This window comes from Nonomuraea sp. PA05 (genome assembly GCF_008086045.1).
In the GTDB taxonomy this organism is placed as follows: Bacteria; Actinomycetota; Actinomycetes; order Streptosporangiales; family Streptosporangiaceae; genus Nonomuraea; species Nonomuraea monospora.
In genome coordinates this window covers 188197-209459 of sequence record NZ_VSEY01000001.1, presented here as the reverse complement: position 1 = coordinate 209459, position 21263 = coordinate 188197, and the positions used below count along the sequence as shown (strand labels likewise).

General features: G+C 72.3%; 21 protein-coding genes. 11 read left to right on the top strand and 10 right to left on the bottom strand.

From position 1 onward, the window contains the following. Window positions 1-537: 537 nt before the first annotated feature. The 4 genes from FXF51_RS00985 to FXF51_RS61725 form a co-directional block, all read right to left on the bottom strand. Window positions 538-1743 carry a cytochrome P450 gene (locus FXF51_RS00985; protein ID WP_148432281.1) on the bottom strand — a complete coding sequence of 402 codons (1206 nt, stop codon included), beginning with the start codon at window positions 1741-1743 and terminating at the stop codon, window positions 538-540. Window positions 1744-1990: 247 nt separating this feature from the next. Continuing rightward, window positions 1991-2965: an MFS transporter gene (locus tag FXF51_RS00980; RefSeq protein WP_148432280.1), complete on the bottom strand. Its 975-nt coding sequence runs from the start codon at window positions 2963-2965 to the stop codon at window positions 1991-1993. A gap of 11 nt (window positions 2966-2976) precedes the next feature. Next, entirely contained in the window at window positions 2977-3681 is a 705-nt protein-coding gene (locus FXF51_RS00975) for a serine hydrolase (RefSeq protein WP_222871063.1), read from the bottom strand. A gap of 9 nt (window positions 3682-3690) precedes the next feature. Then, on the bottom strand, window positions 3691-4029 hold the full coding sequence (locus FXF51_RS61725; protein WP_222871062.1) for a serine hydrolase domain-containing protein: 339 nt from the start codon (window positions 4027-4029) through the stop codon (window positions 3691-3693). A gap of 137 nt (window positions 4030-4166) precedes the next feature. On the opposite strand from FXF51_RS61725, the gene FXF51_RS00970 reads away from it, so the two are divergent. Then, entirely contained in the window at window positions 4167-5054 is an 888-nt protein-coding gene (locus tag FXF51_RS00970) for a sigma-70 family RNA polymerase sigma factor (protein ID WP_148432279.1), read from the top strand. A gap of 124 nt (window positions 5055-5178) precedes the next feature. On the opposite strand, the gene FXF51_RS00965 is transcribed toward FXF51_RS00970, so the two are convergent. Beyond that, window positions 5179-5844, bottom strand: coding sequence for a maleylpyruvate isomerase family mycothiol-dependent enzyme (locus tag FXF51_RS00965; protein ID WP_148432278.1), 666 nt, complete (start codon window positions 5842-5844; stop codon window positions 5179-5181). A 201-nt stretch (window positions 5845-6045) separates the two neighbouring features. Then, complete coding sequence (locus FXF51_RS00960) at window positions 6046-6870, bottom strand: SDR family oxidoreductase (RefSeq protein WP_148432277.1); 825 nt, start codon at window positions 6868-6870, stop codon at window positions 6046-6048. Between the two features lie 71 nt (window positions 6871-6941). Between FXF51_RS00960 and FXF51_RS00955 the strand changes: the two genes are divergently transcribed. The 6 genes from FXF51_RS00955 (at window position 6942) to FXF51_RS00930 (ending at window position 14195) form a co-directional block, all read left to right on the top strand. After that, the gene (locus tag FXF51_RS00955; protein ID WP_262379231.1) at window positions 6942-7577 is read left to right on the top strand and encodes a TetR/AcrR family transcriptional regulator; all 636 of its coding nucleotides are present in this window, start codon (window positions 6942-6944) and stop codon (window positions 7575-7577) included. Between the two features lie 43 nt (window positions 7578-7620). Next, window positions 7621-7830: a hypothetical protein gene (locus FXF51_RS00950; protein ID WP_148432275.1), complete on the top strand. Its 210-nt coding sequence runs from the start codon at window positions 7621-7623 to the stop codon at window positions 7828-7830. Between the two features lie 26 nt (window positions 7831-7856). Further along, window positions 7857-8333 (top strand): hypothetical protein, encoded by a 477-nt coding sequence (locus FXF51_RS00945; RefSeq protein WP_148432274.1) that lies wholly within the window; start codon window positions 7857-7859, stop codon window positions 8331-8333. 331 nt (window positions 8334-8664) lie between these two features. Beyond that, window positions 8665-11889, top strand: coding sequence for an AfsR/SARP family transcriptional regulator (locus FXF51_RS00940; RefSeq protein WP_148432273.1), 3225 nt, complete (start codon window positions 8665-8667; stop codon window positions 11887-11889). A 178-nt stretch (window positions 11890-12067) separates the two neighbouring features. Then, a complete protein-coding gene (locus FXF51_RS00935; RefSeq protein WP_148432272.1) occupies window positions 12068-12997 on the top strand; it encodes a glycoside hydrolase in 930 nt (309 codons plus the stop codon). 73 nt (window positions 12998-13070) lie between these two features. After that, a complete protein-coding gene (locus tag FXF51_RS00930; protein WP_148432271.1) occupies window positions 13071-14195 on the top strand; it encodes a hypothetical protein in 1125 nt (374 codons plus the stop codon). 210 nt (window positions 14196-14405) lie between these two features. Here the strand turns inward: FXF51_RS00930 and FXF51_RS00925 are convergent, their stop codons facing one another. Together FXF51_RS00925 and FXF51_RS60350 are read right to left on the bottom strand one after the other, a co-directional pair. Continuing rightward, complete coding sequence (locus FXF51_RS00925) at window positions 14406-17396, bottom strand: BTAD domain-containing putative transcriptional regulator (RefSeq protein ID WP_187414090.1); 2991 nt, start codon at window positions 17394-17396, stop codon at window positions 14406-14408. A 104-nt stretch (window positions 17397-17500) separates the two neighbouring features. Beyond that, a complete protein-coding gene (locus FXF51_RS60350; RefSeq protein WP_187414089.1) occupies window positions 17501-17653 on the bottom strand; it encodes a hypothetical protein in 153 nt (50 codons plus the stop codon). 190 nt (window positions 17654-17843) lie between these two features. Between FXF51_RS60350 and FXF51_RS00920 the strand changes: the two genes are divergently transcribed. Beyond that, entirely contained in the window at window positions 17844-18155 is a 312-nt protein-coding gene (locus FXF51_RS00920) for a hypothetical protein (RefSeq protein WP_148432269.1), read from the top strand. Here the strand turns inward: FXF51_RS00920 and FXF51_RS63635 are convergent. After that, window positions 18126-18548, bottom strand: coding sequence for a hypothetical protein (locus FXF51_RS63635; protein ID WP_187414088.1), 423 nt, complete (start codon window positions 18546-18548; stop codon window positions 18126-18128). The two genes, FXF51_RS00920 and FXF51_RS63635, sit on opposite strands and share 30 nt — an antisense overlap. Before the next feature lie 292 nt (window positions 18549-18840). Between FXF51_RS63635 and FXF51_RS00910 the strand changes: the two genes are divergently transcribed. Both FXF51_RS00910 and FXF51_RS60340 read left to right on the top strand, forming a co-directional pair. Further along, a complete protein-coding gene (locus FXF51_RS00910) occupies window positions 18841-19149 on the top strand; it encodes a hypothetical protein (protein WP_148432268.1) in 309 nt (102 codons plus the stop codon). 164 nt (window positions 19150-19313) lie between these two features. After that, the gene (locus FXF51_RS60340) at window positions 19314-19490 is read left to right on the top strand and encodes a hypothetical protein (protein ID WP_187414087.1); all 177 of its coding nucleotides are present in this window, start codon (window positions 19314-19316) and stop codon (window positions 19488-19490) included. A 119-nt stretch (window positions 19491-19609) separates the two neighbouring features. Here FXF51_RS60340 and FXF51_RS00905 read toward each other — a convergent pair whose 3' ends face one another. Beyond that, window positions 19610-20233, bottom strand: coding sequence for a hypothetical protein (locus FXF51_RS00905; protein WP_148432267.1), 624 nt, complete (start codon window positions 20231-20233; stop codon window positions 19610-19612). A 248-nt stretch (window positions 20234-20481) separates the two neighbouring features. Here FXF51_RS00905 and FXF51_RS00900 point away from each other — a divergent pair, with 248 nt between their 5' ends. After that, a complete protein-coding gene (locus FXF51_RS00900; protein ID WP_148432266.1) occupies window positions 20482-21168 on the top strand; it encodes a cytidylate kinase family protein in 687 nt (228 codons plus the stop codon). Window positions 21169-21263 lie beyond the last annotated feature (95 nt).

Genomic DNA, 21263 nt, shown 5'->3' with positions numbered 1-21263 from the left:
CCCGTGGGCGATGTCGTCGGACTCGGCTCCGCCTACGGTGTGCTGGGAATGCAGTCGAGCGGGGCCGTCTCCGCGGACGCTGTGTGCGTGATGGCCGACACGCCGCCCGTGACGAGACAAGTAACCGCTGATAGGACACGCGAACGCACACTGATCACGTCCACCACTCCGACCAGGATGCGCACTGATGGGTGCAGTCTGGGGGGATAAAGGCGGCATGTGGTGATCAGTGCTGCCTTTCATCCTTAACACCAATATTTACTGGTGTCCGAAGATAGATTTCTCCCCTGCTGACACCTGCGATGAAGCGCTCCCCGCAGGTCTCCTGCGCCTGGGACATCCCGCGCTGGCCGGATCGACTACCTCGAAGGCCTGGCCGCCCTCATCCGGCAGGGCGTCCAATCGCAGGAGCCGGCACCGCCGCCCTGCGGAAACGTCCGCGGCCCGCCGGGCAGCGGATGTACGCCCCGCTGCGCGCCGCGGACGAGGCGGCGCGCGTCTGGGAGGTCTCCGATCAGCCGACCCGGTAACTCCCATCTAGCCGAAGCGCAGCAGCAGCTTCTCCGGGCCCTGGATCCCGAGCGGCCCCGGCCAGGTCACCGGCCCCGCCACCGACGGCGGCCCCAGCCGCGCGGCGAGGACGGACAACGCCTCCCCCACCTCGACACGCGCCAGCGCGGCCCCCAGGCAGTGGTGCGGCCCCGCGCCGAACTGCAGCGGCGGCGCGTCCCTGACCTCGGTGATGTCGAACCGCCCCGCGTTCTTGTACGCCCGCGGATCCCGCTGCGCGGCCTTCACGCACATCGTGAGGTACATCCCCTTCTCCACCGCGAGCCCCTTGTAGTCGAAGCTCTCGGCCGCGAACCGGTAGACGCTGCCCGACGACGGCTGCCAGCGCATCACCTCTTCGACGGCCTGCGGCGCCAGCTCCGGCTGCCGGCTGAGGAGCGTCCACTGGTCAGGGTGCCGCGAGAAGGCGATCATGGCGTTGGCGAGCTGGTGGCGGGTCGTGTCGTGGGCGGCGAACACGAGGGTGACCAGGAGGTTGCGCAGCTCGTCCCGGCTGACCTGGCCGTCGCCCGCCTGGTACGCCTCGACCAGGTCGGAGCTGAGGTCGTCGGCCGGGTGCGCGATCTTGTCGTCGATCAGGTGGTCGGCGTAGTCGTTCAGGCCGTTGACCGCGGCCTCCAGCCTGGCCACGATGTCGTCGCCGCCCGACAGGCTGAAGACCAGGCCGAGGTCGGCGGTCCAGGTGCCGAAGTGGTCGTAGTCCTCGGGCCGCACGCCGAGCAGCCGGCACATGACGGCGAGCGGCAGCCGGATGCCGAACTCGGCGACGAAGTCGTGCGTGCCGCCGTCGTCCAGGCGGCCGGTGAGCCGCTCGGCCTGCTCGTGGATGAACGGCCGAAGCAGGGCCATCCGGCGGGCGGTGAACGCCTTGTTCATCAGGCCGCGCAGGCGGCGGTGCTCTACGCCGTCATGGTTGACGATCATCGGCACGAACCAGTCGTAGATCGGGCCGCCGGTGATGCCGTGCGTCTCCATGTAGCGGCGGCCGTCGTGGGTGAGCCTGCGGTCGCGCAACAGGTCGTTGGCCTCTTCGTAGCGGAGCACGAGCAGGCCGAAGGGGCTGTTGGCGTACCAGCTCTCCGCCTGCGCTGCGTAGACCTCCGGGGCCTCGAAGTCGAACGCGGGGTCCAGGACGTCGAGGAACGGGACGTTCGGGGCTGCGGGTGTCGCCACGCCATCCTCCTGCGGGATTCTCACTTACGTGATGCGTGCGCTTCAGCCTCTTCCGGCATCGAGCGTCAGAAAAGTAACGCTCTACTGTCTCCGTGAATATCGGTCAGCTTCGCGGTGAAGATTCGCACGTCGCCGGATTTGGGTCAGCGTCTTGCCGGTGTGCGGGACGGCGTGCTGCCGCGATCTGCCCGGGGCCGCAGGAGGAGGACGGCGGTGAGGATCGCGGCCAGGTAGAAGCCGCCCGCGCCTAGCATGCCGCCGGTGTAGCCGCTGGTGAGCGCGTCTGGCAGCGGCGTGCCCGCCGGTCGGCTCGCGGTGGCCTCGACGGCGATGCCGGCCAGGACGGCCAGGCCGAGGGCGCCGCCGATCTGCTGGCTGATGTTGACCAGCCCGGAGGCGATGCCGGAGTGGTGCGGCGCGCGCCCCGCACGCCGCCGATGGTGGCCGCGACGAAGCCGATGCCCAGGCCGATGCCGCCGGCGAGCTGGGCGGGCAGCAGCACGAGGAGGGGGTTCTGGCCAGGGGTCAGCAGGCTGAACCAGCCCATCGCCGCGGCGGCCACCGCCATCCCCGTCACCAGGACGATCCGGGTGGAGGCACGGGCCTGCAGCCGAGGCCCGATGACGCCGGAGCCGATGCCGATGCCGACGGCGAACGGCAGGTACGCCGGGCCGGTGGTCATGGGCGAGTACTGCTCGATCGACTGCATGTAGAGGGTGAGGAAGTAGAAGGTGGCCAGTTGCCCGGCGCCCATCAGCAGCATGACCAGGTTGGCGCCGGCCCGGCCGCGGTCGGCCAGCACCCCCGGCGGCAGCATCGGGCTGCGCGCGCCGCGCTGGATGAACGCGAACGCCACCAGCAGCGCGACGGCGACCGCGCCGAAGGTCAGGGAGAGGCTATTGATCGCGTACACCAGCGAGCCGAGGGCCAGCGTCACCGTGACCGCGCCCGGCAGGTCGAGCCCGCCCCGCTCCCAGGTGCCGGGCACCGGGGCGAACGTTCCGGCCAGGACCAGGAGCGCGATGGGGATGTTGACGAACATGATCCACCGCCAGCCCGCGTACTCGGTGAGCGCGCCGCCCAGCAACAGCCCGGCGACCGAGCCCAGGCCGCCCATCGCGCCGTACACGCCGAGCGCCCTGTTGCGCGCGGGGCCGGCGGGGAAGGTGTCGGCGAGCAGGAGGCCGCTTCTCCCTGGACGGGGAGCGGTGTGCGTGGTCATGGTGCGGCTCCTCAGACGGCGCGGTGGTCGGCGGCGGGGTGGACGGCAGCCGGGTGGACGGCAGCCGGGTGGACGGCAGCCGGGTGGAGGGCGGCGCGCTGAACGGTGGCGCGGTGGGCGGCGGCGGCCAGGCGGTCGTGTTCCGGGTAGGACCAGCCGAAGCCGAAGCGGCGCCGGGTGTAGCCGAAGGCGATGCCGCCGCGCGGGTCGGCGAACGCCTCCGAACCCGCCGACCCGTCGTGCCCGAAGGCGTTCGCGCTCAGGAACCCGTACCGCAGCCCCTTGGCCTGGAAGCCGAGCGCGTAGTCGCCCTGGTCGCCGCAGACCAGGTCGCCTCCGGTGGAGTGCAGCTGGGCGAACTCGGCGACGGTGTCCGGCTTGAGCAGCGGGGGCCGCCCGTCCAGGCCCCAGACGGCCGCCGCGTACAGCCCGGCCAGCCCGCGCGCGCTGCCCACCCCGCCGGCCGACGCCTGGCCGTTCGCGCGGACGGCGCGGGTGTTGGCGAAGGCCACCTGATCGAGCGGCGGCGTGCTGTTGAGGCCGTACCCGATGCCGAGGATGCTGTGCGCGCCGGGCAGGTCCGACCAGAACGCGGCCTCCTGCTCCGGGGTGGCCGCCCACCACTGGACCGGCCGGAACCGGCCCTCCTCCCCCTCGGGCAACCCCATGAAGAGATCCAGCCCGTACGGGGCCCGGACGCGCTCCTCGTACACCATCCATCCCGATCACCCGGAGCGGTGGGTCAGCACGTCCCGCAGCGTGATCCCGCCCTTGCCCGCGGCGGCGAACTCCGGCCAGTGCCGCGCCACCGGCTCGTCGAGCCCGAGCGCCCCTTCCTGCACCAGCAGCGCGGCCACCAGCGTCGCGGCCTCCTTGGTGGAGGAGTAGACGCCGGTCAGCGTGTCGCCGCGCACCTCGTCCCCGGCCCACGGATCGACCACCAGCCGGCCGTGCGCGTAGACCGCCAGTTGCGCCCCTGCCTGGTCCGCCTGAGCCGCGGCGAACTCCTCGCGTACCTGCTCGAAGCCGTCCGCGACCGTCCCGTGAACATCCGTCCTGCCCATCGTCGGCAACCCCTCGTCAGTGCGTGTGTGCCGGTCGCCGGCATGACGGGACGGTCCCTCGCAAAGGTGACGCGGTCACCTTTGCGAGGTTCGCCGCGTCATCGATATGACGTTCATTGATGGAGAGGAATGCGATCGTGACGCCCCATGACTTCCTGGCCGACCGGTTCCAGGGGCACCGCCCCCACCTGAAGGCGGTCGCCTACCGCATGCTCGGGTCGCTGAGCGAGGCCGAGGACGCGGTGCAGGAGGCGTGGCTGCGGCTGGCGCGCTCGGACTCCGGTGAGATCGGCAATCTGGGCGGCTGGCTGACCACCGTGGTCGGCCGGGTGTGCCTGGACATGCTGCGCGCCCGCAAGTCGCGACGCGAGGAGTCGCTGGACGACCGCCTGCCGGACGTGGTGATCAGCCGCGCGGACGCTCGCGACCCGGAGCAGGAGGCGCTGCTGGCCGACTCGGTCGGGCTGGCGCTGCTGGTGGTGCTGGAGTCCCTGAGCCCGGCCGAACGGCTGGCGTTCGTCCTGCATGACATGTTCGGCCTGCCGTTCGAGCAGATCGCGCCCATCGTGGACCGCACGCCGGCGGCGGCCAAGAAGCTCGCCAGCCGGGCGCGTCAGCGGGTCCGCGGCGCGACCCCGAACCCCGACCCCGACCCGGCCGGTCAGCGCCGGATGGTGGACGCCTTCCTCGCCGCCGCCCGCGGCGGCGACTTCGCCGCGCTGGTGTCCATCCTCGACCCGGACGTGGTGCTGCGCGCCGACGGCGGTGCGCTCGCGGGCGGCATGACGGTTTTGCGCGGCGTCGCGGCCGTGGCCGGACGGCTCGACGTCTTCCAGCGCATGGCCACCAGCGCCGCCACCCACCCGGCGCTGGTCAACGGGCTCGCGGGGCTGGTCAACAGCATCGAGGGACGGGTCATCTCGGTCATGAGCTTCACCGTCTCCGGCGGCAGGATCGCCTCGATCGACATCCTGTCCGACCCCGATCGGCTGACCCGGCTCAACCTCACCCGCCTGGAGGCGTGACCCCCGATTGCGACGCCCGCGCGCCGCTCGGTCCGGCTCCGGGCCGCTATCTTTGGACGGTCCGCGCTCCCAGCTCCTCCTCGATGGGGTCACGGGCCCTCGGGCCAGGCGCCGAGCACCCGCGTCACCTCATGTCGCGCCGATCGCGCAGGATCGCGACGCCGTCACCGTCCAGCTCATCGCAGTAGACCGAACGCCCGGTCATGGCCATCACCAGCGCCACGGTCGTGCCGGACACCAGCGGGCCGGATCCCGTCGCGAAGGGGCCGTCGGTGGCGGCGAGCCGCAGGCCGGCGATCCGCCTCTTGGCGGCGACGACCAGGTCCGAGCCCTGGTAGTACTCGGCGACCCGGGTGACGGTGCCGATCGGGTAGTCGTGGCGGACGCCCAGCGGTCGCCGGATGTCCTCGGCGTGCACGATCGTCTCTCCCAGCATCGCCAAGACAGGGAGCGGCGGTTTGCCGGTGCTCGCGACGACGTTGCGGAACCTGTCGTACGTCTCAGCAGGGGTCGCGCCGAGCTGGGCGGCCAGCTGCATGGCGACCTGCTTGTCGAAGTCGAACCGGCAGCGGATCACCCCCGCCAGCCACCGCACCCCGTTGAGGCTCGCGCCCGCGGTGAGGTGCGCCAGCACCTCCCGCACGCTCAGCCCGGCGCACAGCGACGGCGTCGCCCACTGCTCGCCGGTCAGCTCCGCCAGGTCGTCGGCCAGGGCCGCTCGCTCGACGTGCACCAGCGGCCACAGATCGGCCGCGCGGCCACCGCGCGTCTCCGGCGCTGGATCGCTCATGTCAGACAGCCTTTCCTGCTCACTCAGGCATCAGGTCGGGGGTGGAGACTTCCGCCGGCGGGCAAAATCATCGCTGATCCACGAGCACCCGCCCGAACCTTCGCCCCCGGAACCCTCGCACTCCGCGCACCCGCCCGGACCCTTCGCACGCCCCGCCCGCGACCCGTAAGCAGCCTACGGGCGCGCACCGGCGCCACGACGTCAGCCGAGCTGCCCGGCGCGGATCACCGCCGTGACCCCGCCGTCCACCAGCAGGTCGGTGCCGGAGATGAAGCCCGCCCCCGGCCCGAGCAGGAACTCGGCGGCGGCGGCGATGTCGGCGGGGGTGCCGACGCGCCCGGCGTTGGAGGCGTCGATCATCGCCCGCATGACGGCCCCGTGGTCGCCGTCGAGCTCGGCCTGACCCATGGGCGTGGCGATGACCCCGGGGCTGATCGAGTTGACCCGGGCGCCCCTGGCCCCCCACGGCTTGCTGGCGGCCTGGACGCGCAGCAGGTTGGCGTGCTTGGCGAAGGCGTAGGCGTGCCCGGCGTCGGCGAACCGGCCGGCGGCGGCGATCGGCAGGGACAGCAGCTCGCGGGCCGGAACGGTGGCCAGGAGCCGGGCGTCCTCGGCGGGCAGCGCGGGATGCGAGTGCCCGGCCATGCTGGCGATGACCAGCCCGGCCCCGCCACGCGCGACGACCTTCCCGAACTCCTCCAGCACCAGGGCGACGCCCAGCAGGTCCACCCCGAGGATGGCGGGGATCTGGGCCTGCACGGGCGACAACCCGGCGGTGTGCACCACGGCGCGCACCTCGCCGAGGGCGGCGGCCCGCTCGGCGAGCGCGGCGACGGAGTCGGCGGAGGAGACGTCCACCTCCTGCGAGGTCACCTCGTAGCCTTCGCCGCGCAGCTCACCGGCCGTGGCCTCCAGCAGCGCCTCGTTGAAGTCGGCGGCCAGGACGTGGGCTCCGACGCCCTGCCGGCGGGCGATGGCCTGCCCCATGCCGCCGACGCCGATGACCACGACCACGTCTCGCGCCATGCCCCACACCTCTCTACTAATCCGACACATGACGGTTTTCCGACATGTGTCGGGGATACTACAGTAGGCGGGTGCCGGTTCCGCAGACGTCCGACCCTCGCGTCCACCGCTCCCGCTCCGCCCTGGAGGCGGCGCTGCTCGAACTGCTCCAGGACCACGAACTGGCCCGCGTCTCGGTGCTCGACCTCACCCGGCGCGCCGGCGTCAACCGCTCGACGTTCTACGAGCACTACGACAGCGTCGGAGACCTGGCGGCCGGCGCGTGCGCGGCCCTGTTCGACGAACTGATCACCGCCGCGCCCGTGCTGGGCGGACGCCCTCAGGCCACCGGCGACGAGGAGGAGGAACGCGCCGCCGCCGCCCTGACGGCGATCTTCACGCACGTCGCCGGGCACGCCCGCCTCTACCGCGCCCTGGCCGGCGACCACGGCAGCGCCCACGTCATGAACCACATGCAGGACCGGCTCGCCATCGCCATCCACGTCAACTTCCACCGCGACCGCCACGACGACAGCCGGACCCATGCCGACGACCCGTCAGCGATCGCCCACAGCCCGGAGGCTGCCTTCTTCGCGGGTGCGCTGCTGGGGGCCGTTCTCGACTGGCTGCGGCGCGGATGCCCTTGCCCGCCCGCGCAGATGAGCGCCGCGATCTGGCCCCTGCTCCGAGGCGCCGCCGGGGCGGTCCCGCCCGCCGGACCGGCGTAGGACCGCCACCGGAATTGTCGGTGGCGTGCGGCACAGTGGTCGCATGAGTAACTCTCCCGCCGAACTGCAAGACCCGCCCACCGAGGCGGACGATCGCGCCAGGAGCGCTCCCCAGGGAGCCGGCTCCCTGACCTGCCCCACCTGCCAGGGGGTGGTCGTCGGCGTGGACGCGGGAGCCTACACGGTGCTGCGCGGTCAGCTGATCCTCAGCAACGGCTACTGCAAGGGAGACCGCTGCGGCACAGCAGGATGACCGGGCGGTACGCGATCATGTAGTCCATGTCGGCCCCCCAACACGAGCCCGCACGTTCACCACGAGCCCGCCGGATCGGCTGCCTGGCCTGGGCGATGGTGCCGTTCGTGCTGCTCGGCGCGATCGTCATGGCTCCCGCGTGGTACAACGACCATCGGCTGGCGCTCATGGTGGAACGCATCCAGGACTATCCCCTGCCGGCCGGTGCGGAGTTCGGCTCCTTCGCCCCGCAAGCCGAGACGAGCGGCGGCGACTCCGGCGACTGCTGGTACACCATCCGCGTCCCGATCTCCACCGACCGGCCCGTCCACGAGGTGCTCAGCCACTACCGGCAGGCCAGGATCGAAGACCCTGACGGAGAGGCCGGCGACTTCTCCGTCAGGGCGTGGACGCTGGTCGGCGAGCCGGGCGACCGGACGGACGAGAGCACCGCGACCGGCCCGGTGATCATCGACGTGGACGGCACCTACTCGGGCGGCATCCTGGACGGCCGCTGCTGGTGAACCGGCCCGGCCCCGGCGCGTCGCCATCCGTCACCCTACGGATCGCATTGACAAGAACGGCCGGTCCGGATGAGCGCCGCGGCCACACCCCGGGGCCCTGCCGAAGCGAGCCGGCAGGTCCTTCCACGCGTATCTCGCCATGGGGCCGACTCCCGGTGGAGACGGTACGGCGTACTTGATCTCACTTACCGGGAATGCGACCTCCCCAGCGATCTTGTCCGATACGGTCTCGCCGGTGCCCGAGGAAAGTCGGTGACCACCTCACGAACGACAACCGTCCCGAGGACGCACCCACAAGTGATCCGCTGGAGAGGAACCGCGTGTAGTGGACATGATGGTCAGGGTCCTGGGGCCGATACAGCTGTGCGGCATCGACGGGCGGCCGGTGCGGCTCAGCGGCAAGTTACGCGCGCTGCTGGCCGCCCTGACCTTCAACGTCAACACCTTGGTCTCCAGGGAACGGCTGGTGGAGGCGCTGTGGGACGACCCGCCCCTGTCGGCCGTGAAGAACCTGCACAGCTACATCACCCAACTGCGCAGGACGCTGCCGGTCGGGGCGCGGCTGCTCACCAAGGAGGTCGGGTACCTCCTGGAGGCCGGCGTCGAGGAAGTGGATCTCCTGCAGTTCGAGGAGGCGCTGGGCGCGGCCCGCGGGCACACCCGGCAGGAGCAGTTGCAGGCCGCTGACCTGCAGTTCCGCAGGGCGCTGGGGTTGTGGCGGGGGAAGCCCGCGGAGGGCACCTGGCTGGCGGGGCCACTGCTCGCCCAGGTGAGCGAGCTGAACGAGCGGCTCGCCGTCGCGAGGCTCGACTGGGCGGAGACGAAGCTCGCCCTCGGCCGGCCCAAGGAGGTGATCGAGGACCTGCGGGTCTTCATCGCCGAGCAGCCGTTGAACGAGCGCGGCTGGCGGCTGCTGATGCTGGCGTACGCGCGGTCGGGGCAGCGCGACAAGGCGCTCGAGTGTTTCCGGCGGGCCCGATCGGTGCTGGTCGACGAGTTGGGGGTGGAGCCGGCCGAGGAGCTTCAGCAGCTCAACGCCGCCGTGCTGGGCGGCACCGTGCCGGTGCTCGATCCCGCGTCGCTCGCGCGGCGGGCCCATCCGGACGATGACGCCGGGGAGAGCGAGCCCGCCTCGCGACGCGCGCAGCGCCGGCAACGTGCTCTGGGTGAGGGCGGCGCCTCCGTCCAGTCCGTGCAGGAGGAGCGGTACGCGGAGGACGGGCCGGGCCAGGGCGGGACAGCCGAGTTGCTCGCCCGGGCGGGGCGAGGGGGTGGCGTCTGCCAGTTGCCGCCGGACATCGCCGACTTCGTCGGACGGCAGGGCGCGCTGACGGCGGCGGTGGATGCGCTGCGTCCCGGGAGCGCTGCCGCCGCCCTGGCGCTGTGCGTGATCTCCGGGCAGGGAGGTGTCGGGAAGTCCGCTCTCGCCGTACATGTCGCTCATCGGATGCGGGACGAATTCCCCGACGGGCAGCTGTACGTGAACCTGCGCGGCGGCAGTGTCCATCCAATCGATCCGGAGGAGGCGCTGGGCCGGTCGCTGCGGGCGCTCGGGGTGGACAGCGCGGCGGTTCCGGCGGGGCTGGACGAGCGGGCCGAGCTGTACCGTAGCATCCTCGCGGGCGGCCGTTACCTCGTGGTGCTCGACGACGCCGCCGACGAGGGGCAGGTCAGGCCGTTGCTGCCGGGCACGCCGGAGTGCGGGGTGCTGGTCACCGCGCGCCACCGGCTGACCGCACTGCCCGCCGCCGCCCTGATCGACCTGCCCGTGATGCCGCCCGCCGACTCGCTCGACCTGCTGCGGCACCTGATCGGCGCCGAGCGGGCCGCCGAGGCGCCTGAGGACACCGACCGGCTCATCCGCCTGTGCGGCGGGCTGCCGCTGGCGATGCGCATCGCGGGCGCCCGGCTGGCGGCGCGTCCGCACTGGGCGGTGTCCCAGCTGGTGACGCGGCTGAGCGACAGCCGCGACCTGCTGGGCCAGCTCTCGCACGGCTCCCAAGGGGTACGCGCCAGCCTCGCGGTCGGCTACCAGGGGCTGACCGGCCCGGCGCGACGGCTGTTCCGGCTCCTGGGCTTGCTGGAGGTGCCCGACTTCGCGGCCTGGGTGGCCGCCGCGCTGCTCGACCGTCCTTACACGGAGGCGGAGGACGTCGTGGAGCAGCTCGTGGACGTCCGGCTGCTGGACGTGACCAGGGACGACCCCACCGGCCGCGTCCGCTACCGCTTCCACGACCTGACCCGTGTCTACGCCCGCGAGCGCGCCGAGGCCGAGGAGCCCGGCGACGAGCGGGACGCCGCGCTGCGTCGCGCCATGCACGTCTGGCTGGCGCTGACCCGCCGGGCGCACGTCAACCTGTGCGGCGGCGACTACCGCCGCTCGCGCGGCCCAGGCCCGCTCTGGTCGCCGGCGGAATCGGTTCTGGACGACCACGTCGGCGGGGATCCGCTCGGCTGGGCCGACGCCGAGCGGGCGGGCATCGTGGCCGCCGTACGCCAGAGTGCCGTCATGGGCGCCGGGGAGCTGTGCTGGGAGCTGGCCTCCACCGCCGCGCACCTGTTCGAGACCCGCTGCCTGCACGACGAGTGGCGCACCACCCACGACATCGCGTTACGCCACGTCCAGGCGGCAGGCGACGTGCGCGGCCAGGCGGTGCTGCTCAACGGGCTCGGCAGGCTGTATCTCGCCCAGGACGAGGTGGGCCGCTGCCGGGAGGCGTTCGAGGAGGCGGCGGCGTTGTTCGAGCGGGCCGGTGATCGGCACGGGCGGGCGCTGGCCCTGGTCAACCTGGCCGAGCTGTACCGCATGCAGGGGCGGGGCGAGGAGGCGATGGTCTGCTACGAGCAGGCGGCGGGGCCGCTGGCGCAAGCCGGCGACCGGGGCACCGAGGTGACCGTGCTGCGCGGGATCGGGCGCGTTCACTTCTCGCACGGACGGCTGGAGCTGGCCGACCGGTACATCCGGCGGGCCATGCAGACGGCCTGCACCCTCGACAAGGGGCGGGCGTGCGAGTTCAGCCGGATCGTGCTGGGTGAGATCGAGCTGGCGCGCGGCCGTCACGCGGCGGCGGAGACCTGTTTCCGGCTGGCCAAGCAGCGCTTCGACGCGATCGGCTTCCCGCGCGGCACGGCGTACGCGACCTTGGGGCTGGCCATGGCGCGGCGCGAGCAGCAGGACCTCGCCGCCGCGCAGGACCTGCTCGGGCAGGCGCTGGCCGTCAACCGCGAGCTGGGCGATCACCATGGCGAGGCCCGGGTCCTGTTCGAGCAGGCCGGCGTGCTGCGCCGGCTGGGCCGTGACCGGGAGGCCGCCGCGATGCTGGCGGACGTGGTGGCGATCTGCCAGGCCATCGGCGTGCCGCGCCGCCACGGCCTCGCGCTGCGCGCTCTGGGGGACGTCCATCATGACGTCGGCGACACGTCCGCCGCCCTTGACGCGTGGCGGAGCGCGCTGGAGCTGCTCGACGCGACCTCCTCGCCGGAGTCGGCCGAGGTCGCCACCCTGATCGAGCGGTACTCCGCCGGTGAGAAACAGGCTCCGCGAACGCTGATGTGACGGCCAGGGATCTCTCCTGGCATTTCCGTGTTCGCGGACGGCGCCGTAGTGAATGCGCGCGAGTGATGTGCGGGCTGCACGGATGAGAATGCCGTCTCTATGGCGGATGTATGGCGCAGCGGAAGATCATTCCCGTGTGGTCTCGCACCGAGCATCACGTACGGCAAGAAAGGGAGTCATGTCGGAACAAGGCATCAATCGGCGTCGCCTGCTGACCTCGGCCGCGGCCCTGGGCGGCCTTTCCCTGGGGCTGGCCGCCGTCCCCGGCCTCGCGCAGGCCGCGTCCGCGCGCCGCGCCGCCCGCAGCGCTGACACCTGGGAGAACCTGGCGGACACGTCGTCCTTCGACAGCTGGACGGCCTTCAACACGCAGTGGGAGGTCAATTACCCCTGGGGCAAATACCACAACGGCGCCGCCATGATGGACGCCGGCCAGCTCTCACTCTCGGGGGGCGTGCTGACCATGACGGCGACCAGGCTCCCCAAATCCGAGATGACCAGCCCGAGCCCGCCTGAATGCCCCATCTGGTACAAGTCGGGGGCCATTCACGCCAAGCAGCAGATCATCGTCAACGACCAGTATCCCGAGTACGACATCTCAGGTGAGTTCTCCGTCGAGCCCGGGGTGGGCGTCTGGCCTGCCTTCTGGACCACCGGGGTCAACGCCTGGCCGCCGGAGACCGACATCCTGGAGTACGTGGGGCTCTCCTCCGACGAAGGGCCCGTCAACCTCTGCAACACCTGGAACAGCACCAAAACCGGGCAGCCGGGAGAGAAGGAGGACGACGCCAAGTGGGTCACGCGGACAGAGGTGCCCGTCTCCGACCCGGGCCCGTTCCGGAGATACCGGGTCTGGATGACCAAGGAGGGCAACGACGTCCTGCTCGACTACTACGTCGGCGACGGCGACGACGGCTGGGTGGCGACCCATAAGGCCGTGGGCTGGGTCGACCAGCCCATGTACCTCATCCTCAACCTGCAGATGGGCTCCTACGCCAGCGGCCTGAGCGAGGAAGGAGACCCCGGGTGGGAGGACCAGTTGCCCGCGCCCATGGGCGACACCCGCTTCCGCGCGCGCAACGTGTGGTTCGGCCGCACCGTCGTCTGATCGGCACGACCATCGCTCGGGGAGCCAAACGAGAATGTCATTCCAGCACTCTCTCCAGCCACGCCGTTCGCCGGTGAGCCGCCTGATCAGATGGGGCGGCGTCTGCGCCGCCGCGGTCCTCGTCGCCTCGATCCTGGTCGCCGGGCCAGGCACACGGACGGGCCAGGCCGCCGTCCACGACGCGGCTCCCGTCGCCGCCGTTGACGCGCGCCCCAACGACGGCTCCGGCTACTGGCCGGACTTCTCCAACACCGGCTACGCCAACACCCCCGCCGACGCGGGCGGCCTCGGGCTGGGCGCCTACCCGGGGCAGCTCACCGACTACGCGGCCGGCATGAGCCCGGACAAGCCGCTACGCGTCGAGTTCCCGGACAACAGCGTGATCGCCTTCACCCGCTTCACCGCCCTGAAGACGATCATCTACGGCGACAACCTCACCTTCGTGGGCTGCCTGTTCGAGGGCACGAACCCCAACGACAACCTGGTGCAGATCTACTCCGACACCAACGTCAAGTTCCTGTACTCGACGTTCAAGCCCAGCTCCTACGAGCTGCCGCCCGGCAACGACGGCACGGTGTCGTCCTCGCCCACCGAGCCGGGCACGCCGTTCGAGGACTCCTGGCAGCTCGTGACGACGATGAAGGAAGCCGTCGCCGTCATGGACCACAACGACATCTGGGGCAACGCCGGGATGATCATGGTGACGGGGTTCCCCGATCGCCCCTCTACCTGGACGAACAACTACATCCATGACATGGCCGACACCGCACACGACGTCTATCACCACGACGGCATCGGGCCGCAGAGCGAGGGCGACGGCGGCAACATGATCGTGCACCACAACACCCTGGCCTCCCTGGGCAACACCAACGCGCTCGCCCTGCAAGGACCGGGCGTCTACAGGAACGTCACCATCACGGACAACTACGTCTCCGGATGGGGCTACGCCCTGCACGTCGGAGACCTCGACAACGCCGAGAACATCACCGTGACAGGGAACGTGTTCTCGGCCGAGCTCCACCAGCTCTACGGCTTCCTGTACGGCAACCTCTGGGGCGGCAGCGCTCGCGGCTCCACCTGGCGCGGCAACCTGATCCAGGCAAGGCCCGGCGACGGCAACACCAGCTTCTCGACGGCCGACCACGGCAAGTACCTGTGGCCGTCCGGCACCACCAGCACCACCGACTACACCGGCTGACCCACCCCCGCGTCCGGCGCCCGAACCGCCGTCGCGCCGGCCCCGCGTGCGCTGCTCGCCCGCGGCGCCGGCGCGACGGCCGGGTTCCGAGAAGGTGCGCCTGGACGGCAGGCGCACCTTCGTCACCAGCGGCACCGGCGAGGTCGGGCTGAGCCCGCCTCGGAGCACACCAGGCGGCTCAGCGTGGGCGGGCGGTGACGGTCAGGCGGCTCACAGGACGTTGAGGATCGGGGCGGGTGTGTCGGGCACGGTCTGCGCCAGGTGCTGATCCACCTGCTCCCGGGTGAGCAGCCCGACGTCGTGCAGGATGTCGAGCGACCGCCGCCACCACTGCCACGCCTCGTCGTGGCGTCCCAGGTCGTGGCAGGTCTGGCCGAGCCCCCATGCGGAGGTGGCCACCCCGAAGTGATGGCCGCCCTCCTCCTGGAGCGCGATGGCCTGCCGGTAGGCCGACTCCGCCTCGCCGAGCTGCCCCGCGCTGCGATGGGCGTGGGCCAGCGTGTCGTGGGCGAGCCCCTTCCTGGCCGGGTTGTCGAGTTCCTGCCAGATGGCCAGGCTGGCTCGCGCGGTCGCGATCGCCTCGTCCAACCGGCCCAGCTTGTCGTAGATCACCGCGCGGTTGCTGAGGAAGATGGCTTGCAGGTCCGGGAGCGCGCCGGCTTCGGCGAGGGCCTGGCCGTTCTCCATGGCGGCGAGGGCGTCGTCGTATCGCCGCAGTTGGGCGTAGGTGATGCCGAGGCCGTTGTAGGTGGACATCATGCGCCGTGGCCGGTCGGCCCGTTCCCAGCAGACCAGGGCCTGCTCCAGGTGTTCGGCCGAGACGGAGAAGCGGCCCATCGCCTGGTTGCGGTCGCCGAGGAGGTGATGCTCCAGCCCTTGGGCGGCGAGGTCGCCGCTCGCCACGGCGATCTCCAGGGTGCGGGTGTGCAGGTCGATCAGTTCCCGGTCCAGGCATCTGCGGGCGAAGGGCCAGTAGAGAGCGCAGGCCAGGCCGATCGCGGTCCGGGGGTCGTCCTGGACGGAGGCGGCCTGGTAGGCGGCGGCGAGCAGGTTGTCGCTCTCCTGGTCCGTCCAGTGGTCGGCTTCCTGTGCGGTGGCGAGCGCCACGCCCGGACGGTCGCCGTCGTAGTCGGCCAGGGCGTGGGCCGAGGAGGGGTCGAGCAGCAGGCTGGCGCTCTTGGCGCCGGCCAGGTAGTGGTGGAACGCCCGGCGGACGGCGGCGCGGCGTTCGGGCTCCGGGTGGTCGAGGGCGGCCTGCTCGCGGGCGTAGAGGCGGATGAGGTCGTGCATCCGGTGGCGGTCGAGGCCGGCCGGTTCCAGGAGGCGGGCGTCCAGCAGGCGGTCCAGGGCCGCTTCCGCCCGGTGGGCGGGCCAGTCGGTCAGGGCGGCGGTGGCCGCCGTGGTGTGGGTGGGCGTGTCCAGCAGCCCGAGGAGCGTGAACAGCCGGGCGGCGTCCTGTCCTGCCGGTTCCTCCCGCAGGTGATGGTGGCTGACGGCGATGGCGGTGCGGACCGCCAGGTCGGCGTGGCTCAGGACGTCCAGGCGGCTGGTGGCGTCCGCGAGCCGTCCGGCGAGGTAGGAGAGGGTCCAGTCGGGGCGTGCGGCCAGCCGGGCGGCCAAGATGCGCAGGGCGAGCGGCAGGCCGCCGCAGAGGGCGGCGATCCGGTCGGCCTCCGCCGGTTCGGCCTGGACGCGTCGGCCGCCGGTGACGCGTGCCAGCAGCGCGGTGGCGTCGTGGTCGTCGAGGCCGGTCAGGTGGAGGTGTTCCGCGCCGTCCAGGGAGGCCAGGCGCCGGCGGCTGGTGACGATGACGGCGCAGCCGGGCCCGGCGGGGACGAGGGGGCGCACCTGGCTCGCGTCCAGGGCGTTGTCGAGGAGGACCAGCACTTGCCTGGTGGCGGTGATGGAGCGGTAGTTGGCGGTCGCCTCCTCCATGGTGGAGGGGACGGCTGCGCCGTCGACGCCGAGCGACCGCAGCAGCCGTCCGAGTACCTGGAGCGGATCCGCCGGCGGCAGGCCTGCCGTGGCGCCGTGCAGGTCGACGTAGAGCACGCCGCCGGGGAACCGGTCCATGGCGGCGTGCGCGGCGTGGATCGCCAGGGCGGACTTCCCGATGCCGCCGGGACCGTCGATCGCGGCGATCACCGGCGAGCGGGGCGTGGCGCGGGCGAGCGCCGACGAACCTGGCACGGAGTTGGCAAGCGCCGACGAGCCTGGCGCGGCGTCGGCGGGCGCCGCGAAGCCGGGCGCAACGTCGGCAGGCGCCGCGAAGCCGGGCGCAACGTCGGCAGGCGCCGGGGAGCCGGGCGCGGCGTCGGCGAGCACCTTGTCGAGCCAGGTGATCTCGGCCGTCCGCGCGGTGAAGGCGGGCGTGTCAGCGGGAAGCTCGGCGGGCACGACGCGTACGCCGGCGGACCCGGACCCGGACCCGGGGCCGGAATCGGGATCGGGGCCGAGGTCGGGGGCCAGGTCGAGCGCAGGGTCCCCGGCCAGCACCGCCCGCTGCAGCCTGCGCAGCTCGGCCCCCGGCTCGATGCCCAGTTCGTCGGCCATCGCCCGGCGCGTCTCCTGGTAGAGCGCCAGCGCCTCGGCGGGCCTGGCCGCCCGGTACAGCGCCAGCATGAGCTGCGCCCGGGGACGTTCGCGTAAGGGGTGGGCCTCCACGTGCGCGGTCAGCTCGCTCAGCACGGCGTGGTGATCACCGATGGACAGGCGCAGGTCGACGCAGTCCTCCAGCGCCGTGAGCCGTTCCTGCTCCAGCCGCGCCGCCTCGATCCGCGCCCACACCTCGCCCATGCCGTGCAGCGCCTCGCCGCGCCACAGCGCCAGCGCCCGCTCGTACAGGCCGGTCGCGGCGGCGGCGTCCCGGGTGGCGCGGGCCCGCCGGGTGAGCTGGGAGAAGCGGTGCACGTCCAGGTGCTCCAGCGGCAGGTCCAGCCGGTACCCGCCCGGCACGGTGGCGATGACCTGGCCCGGCAGCGCCTCACGCAGTTTGGAGATCACGATGTGCAACTGCTTGCCCACGGTGGACACGGGGCTGCCGCCCCACACGTCGGCCGCCATCCGCTCGGAGGAGACCACCTGCCCAGCGCTCAGTGCCAGCCGGGCCAGCACCCCCACCCGCCGCGCGCCGGCCAGCCGCACCGGGACGCCGTCCACCGTGACCTCCAGCGGCCCGAGCAGGTTGATCTCCATGCTCATGCAGAGCTGTCCCATTCCGTCGTCCTGCGAAGGGGCAGGAGTCTAACGAACCCGCCCTCGGCCCCGTCGGCTGAATGATCGAAGCGACGGTGCGGGCTGCTGGATCATCCGGACCTGGGTGATGGCGTGGCGATCTCGCTGACGACCTCTTCGAGCAGGTTCTCCGGGGTGACGATGCCGTCGGTCACGCGGTGCTCGTGGATGACGAGGGCGGACTGGCGGCGTTCGCTCTCGAAGCGGCGCAGCGCGGCGGCCACGGGCAGGCTGTCGAGCAGGCCTGTCGGGCAGGCTTTCCGGCAGGCTTTCCGGCAGGCTGTCGGGCAGCCTGTCGAGCAGGCTTTCCGGCAGGCTCTCCGGCAGGCTGTCGGGCAGCAGGAGCGGCGGGCGGGCGACGTCGGCGGCGGTGACGGCGCTTTCGTCGGTGAGCAGGTCGCGCGCAGGTTGGCGATGCCGACGGTGTCGTCCAGCGCGTTGCCGCGGATCACCGGTGACCTGGAGCGGCCGGAGGCGGCCAGGGCCTGGCGGGCCCGCTCGACGGGGGTGGCGGCGTCGCGGATGCAGCCGCGTCACGACGTCCCCGGCGGCGGGCGCAGGGGAAAGCAGGCGCGCCGCTGTGGGAGGATCTTTTTCGCCGCACTGGTCAGCGGCGAACGGATCGCCGACGACCCCTTGGGCCGCCCGCTGATCGAGTGCTGCGGCTCGGTCAGCGGGCCCTCGTCGCCCGGCCCGTCACGAGTCACCGCAGGTGAGGGCCCCTAGCCAGCGGTCGATCTCACCGGGCCGGTCGGTACGCGGCGCGTCGTCATGGCCGGCCGAGAAACGGCAGGTCCTGGCGCACCCGTCCAGGTGGCCCGCCCGCAGATCGGCGGTCGCCGGGCCGGAGATCTCGCTGATCGGCGTCTCCGAGGACACCGGGACCGAGAACAGGACGCCGCGGTTCTCGCTCTCGCCGCCGGACAGACGCAACTCGCCGCTCAGCGTGCCGCCCGGCTGGATCCGGGGGCGGTCAGGACGGTGTCCGCCGCAGGGCAGGACCACGACCGTCGAGTGCGCCGAGGGGTTGCGCAGACCCGACTCCGGCCGCGTCCGGCTGGCCGCTCTGGATCCGGTGGCCGACCGGGCCGCGCCAGGGCGGGCACCCAGGCTAGCCACGTCCGCGCCCTCGCCTCCGACCTCGTCGCCCCGGATCGCGGTCGGGTGGCGGGCGCGGGATCGGCAGTTGAGCATCTCGGTCGAGGTTGCCGGGGGGAGGTGCGGTTCCCGGGCGGCGTCACCTACCGGGTCGGGCCCGGCCGCTTCTCCTGGCAGCACCCCTTGCCCTGTTCTTCGGCGGGGGCCGCCCGGTCCTGACGTCGTCCGGGGCGCGGCGGCCGGAGATCGTGCCGGGGGCAGGCCGCAACCGGCCCGTGCTCCGGCGTGATCGGATCGCGGCAGGATCACCATCGTGAGGAGGCTGATCACCACTCTGGTGACTTGCGGCGCTCTGCTGACGAGCGTCGCTTCCGCACAAGCAGTGATCAAGGACCCGGTCCAGGCGCTGAAGGCCGTCCTGGGATCCGGAGACGGTGTGCGCTTCACCGAGACGACCACCCTTCTGGGCGCCGGCGAACCGGCGGAACGCCGGCGTACCGGGACCTTCGAGGGCAAGATCTGGTGGAAGGACCGCCACCAGTCGCACCTCTGGCACACCGAGCTGCTCGGCTACGACGAGCAGCTCGTCAATCGGCCGAGCCCACGACCCTGGCCGCCCTGATACAGCACGGCCGGCGGAGCGGCGACACCGTCACGGGCGCGATCACGTTCGACAGGCTGAAGCAGGTCTCCCGCTGGGCGGAGCACGCGGCCCACACCGGGTGGGAAGAGGGCGCCAGGCTCGCCTACACCGTCACGCTGAGCTCGTCAGGCCTGGTCAGCAGGGTGCGGAGCACGTTCACGTTCGCCGACGTCCTCGACGGGCTGGCGGCGAAGACCGTCCACGTGGACACCCGCTACGAGCAGTGGGGCGGCAAGGCGTCGATCAAGGCGCCGGATCCTCGCGGGACGACCGCCGAGCTCTGCGCCGAGGGCCGCTGCAATTGGCGCCTTCCCGGCTGACGTGCGTCGCCGGTGAGGTCCTGGGGGTGGAGGGCAGATGGCCGGGGCGCGCACCCGGCCATCTGTCGCCGCCGACCCGCGCAGAGGTCAAGCAGCGAGTGGTCGAGGGAGGACCCCCGTCAGGAGCACCGCAGGCTGACGTCGTCCAGCCGGACGAACTGCCTGGCTCCGTCGTCCTTGCCGAAGATCGCCTGGACGTAGACCGTGTCCAGGCGGCGCAGGTCGATCCGGCTGGTCCTGATGCGCTGATAACCGGAGCCCGGCAGGAAGGGCGCCGTGCTGGTCAGCTTGTGCCAGCCGTTGGGGTCCCAGATCTCCAGGGCGACCTGAGCGCCGCCGCCCACCGGTTGCGCGTAGATCTCCGCCACGCAGCTCGATCGCTCCGGCCAGCCGCCGACCGGCACCGCGATGCGTTGGGCCGCCCACCCCTGACCGGCGTACAGCCAGCCGTTGTCGGCGCCGGACCTGGCGAGGCCTTGGGCGAGGTCGAAGTCGGCCCTGCCGTCCCCGCTCGTCAGCGGCTCCCAGCGCTGCGCGGGGTTGCCCTCGAAGCCGTCGGCGAACCGGGAGGGGGCCGCTTGCGCGATGGCGGCGGGCAGGCCGGCGAACACCAGCCCGACGACCGCCGTCAGGGTGAGGAACTTCTTCGCGCCCCGCCTCGGGGTCCTGCGCTGGACGCGAGACAAGCGGGTCCGGCCGGGCAGTCCGGCGAGGGAGGCCGGGCGATCGGCTTTGTTGATCATGAGGTTCTCCTCCATGGATCGGGGGTGCCTTCGTGGTCTGCTCCGACTGTGCCTTCGGGCGGTGGGGCGGCGACATCACTGATGTCAGGGATTGACAGTGCGGGTCACGCCGTGCGGGGCTCAGCCCATGAGGGCGGCGGTCAGCTCCTCGCGGCCGGTGGTGGCGGGCTTGCGGTGCACCGCTTCGAGGTGGGCGTTGATCGTGTGAAGTACGCCCGGCGAACGGCATCGATACATTGAAGGCAACGATGGAGCAAGGCACCCGCGGCGAGCTGGTCACCCGGCTGGCCGAGACGATCAGGTCGGTTACGGCCGCGCACCCGCTGCGGGTCGCGATCGACGGCCCGCCCGCCGCCGGCAAGACCACGCTGGCCGACGAGCTCGCCGCCGTCCTGCGCGCGCAGGACCGCGACGTCATCCGCGCGACCATCGACGACTTCCTCGTCCCCCGCGCCCAGCGCTACCGGCGCGGCCGGTACTCGGCCGAGGGCTGCTACTTCGACGCCCACGACCGCGCCGCGCTGTGCCGGGTCCTGCTCGATCCGCTGGGCCCGGGCGGAGACCGCAGGTTCCAGGTGTCGGTTTACGACGCGGAGACCGACACCCCGTCGTCCCCGCCGGCCGCGACCGCGTCCGCGGACGCCGTGCTGCTCTTCGACGGCGTCTTCCTCCTGCGCCCGGAGCTGATCGACCGGTGGGACCTGCGCGTCTTCGTGTCCGTCCCCTTCGAGCGGACGATCGACCGCGCCCAGGTCCGGGGCGCGGCTGCCCTGGCCGGGTCCTCCGCCGACATCGAGCGGTCCTGGCGTGACCGCTACATTCCCTCCCAGCGGCTCTACTTCGCCACGGCCCGCCCGGCCGAGCACGCCGACGTCGTCGTGTACAACGATCAGCTTCAGCGGCCGGCGTGGGAGGTCCGGCCGCCGCGGGCGTGAATCGACCTGCGAAACGGCCGCATCTGCCGGCTCAGGGCGTGGCACGCGTCCAGCCTGCACACCCGCCGAGAAGCGTGCCGCGCGGGCGTTGAAGG

Coding starts and splice junctions, on each gene's coding strand:
- FXF51_RS00980 (WP_148432280.1), bottom strand. CDS start 2,965: ATGACCACGCACACCGCTCCCCGTCCAGGGAGAAGCGGCCTCCTGCTC.
- FXF51_RS00975 (WP_222871063.1), bottom strand. CDS start 3,681: ATGGTGTACGAGGAGCGCGTCCGGGCCCCGTACGGGCTGGATCTCTTC.
- FXF51_RS61725 (WP_222871062.1), bottom strand. CDS start 4,029: ATGGGCAGGACGGATGTTCACGGGACGGTCGCGGACGGCTTCGAGCAG.
- FXF51_RS00965 (WP_148432278.1), bottom strand. CDS start 5,844: ATGAGCGATCCAGCGCCGGAGACGCGCGGTGGCCGCGCGGCCGATCTG.
- FXF51_RS00960 (WP_148432277.1), bottom strand. CDS start 6,870: ATGGCGCGAGACGTGGTCGTGGTCATCGGCGTCGGCGGCATGGGGCAG.
- FXF51_RS00950 (WP_148432275.1), top strand. CDS start 7,621: ATGAGTAACTCTCCCGCCGAACTGCAAGACCCGCCCACCGAGGCGGAC.
- FXF51_RS00945 (WP_148432274.1), top strand. CDS start 7,857: ATGTCGGCCCCCCAACACGAGCCCGCACGTTCACCACGAGCCCGCCGG.
- FXF51_RS00940 (WP_148432273.1), top strand. CDS start 8,665: ATGATGGTCAGGGTCCTGGGGCCGATACAGCTGTGCGGCATCGACGGG.
- FXF51_RS00935 (WP_148432272.1), top strand. CDS start 12,068: ATGTCGGAACAAGGCATCAATCGGCGTCGCCTGCTGACCTCGGCCGCG.
- FXF51_RS00925 (WP_187414090.1), bottom strand. CDS start 17,396: ATGAGCATGGAGATCAACCTGCTCGGGCCGCTGGAGGTCACGGTGGAC.
- FXF51_RS00920 (WP_148432269.1), top strand. CDS start 17,844: ATGCCGACGGTGTCGTCCAGCGCGTTGCCGCGGATCACCGGTGACCTG.
- FXF51_RS00905 (WP_148432267.1), bottom strand. CDS start 20,233: ATGATCAACAAAGCCGATCGCCCGGCCTCCCTCGCCGGACTGCCCGGC.
- FXF51_RS00900 (WP_148432266.1), top strand. CDS start 20,482: ATGGAGCAAGGCACCCGCGGCGAGCTGGTCACCCGGCTGGCCGAGACG.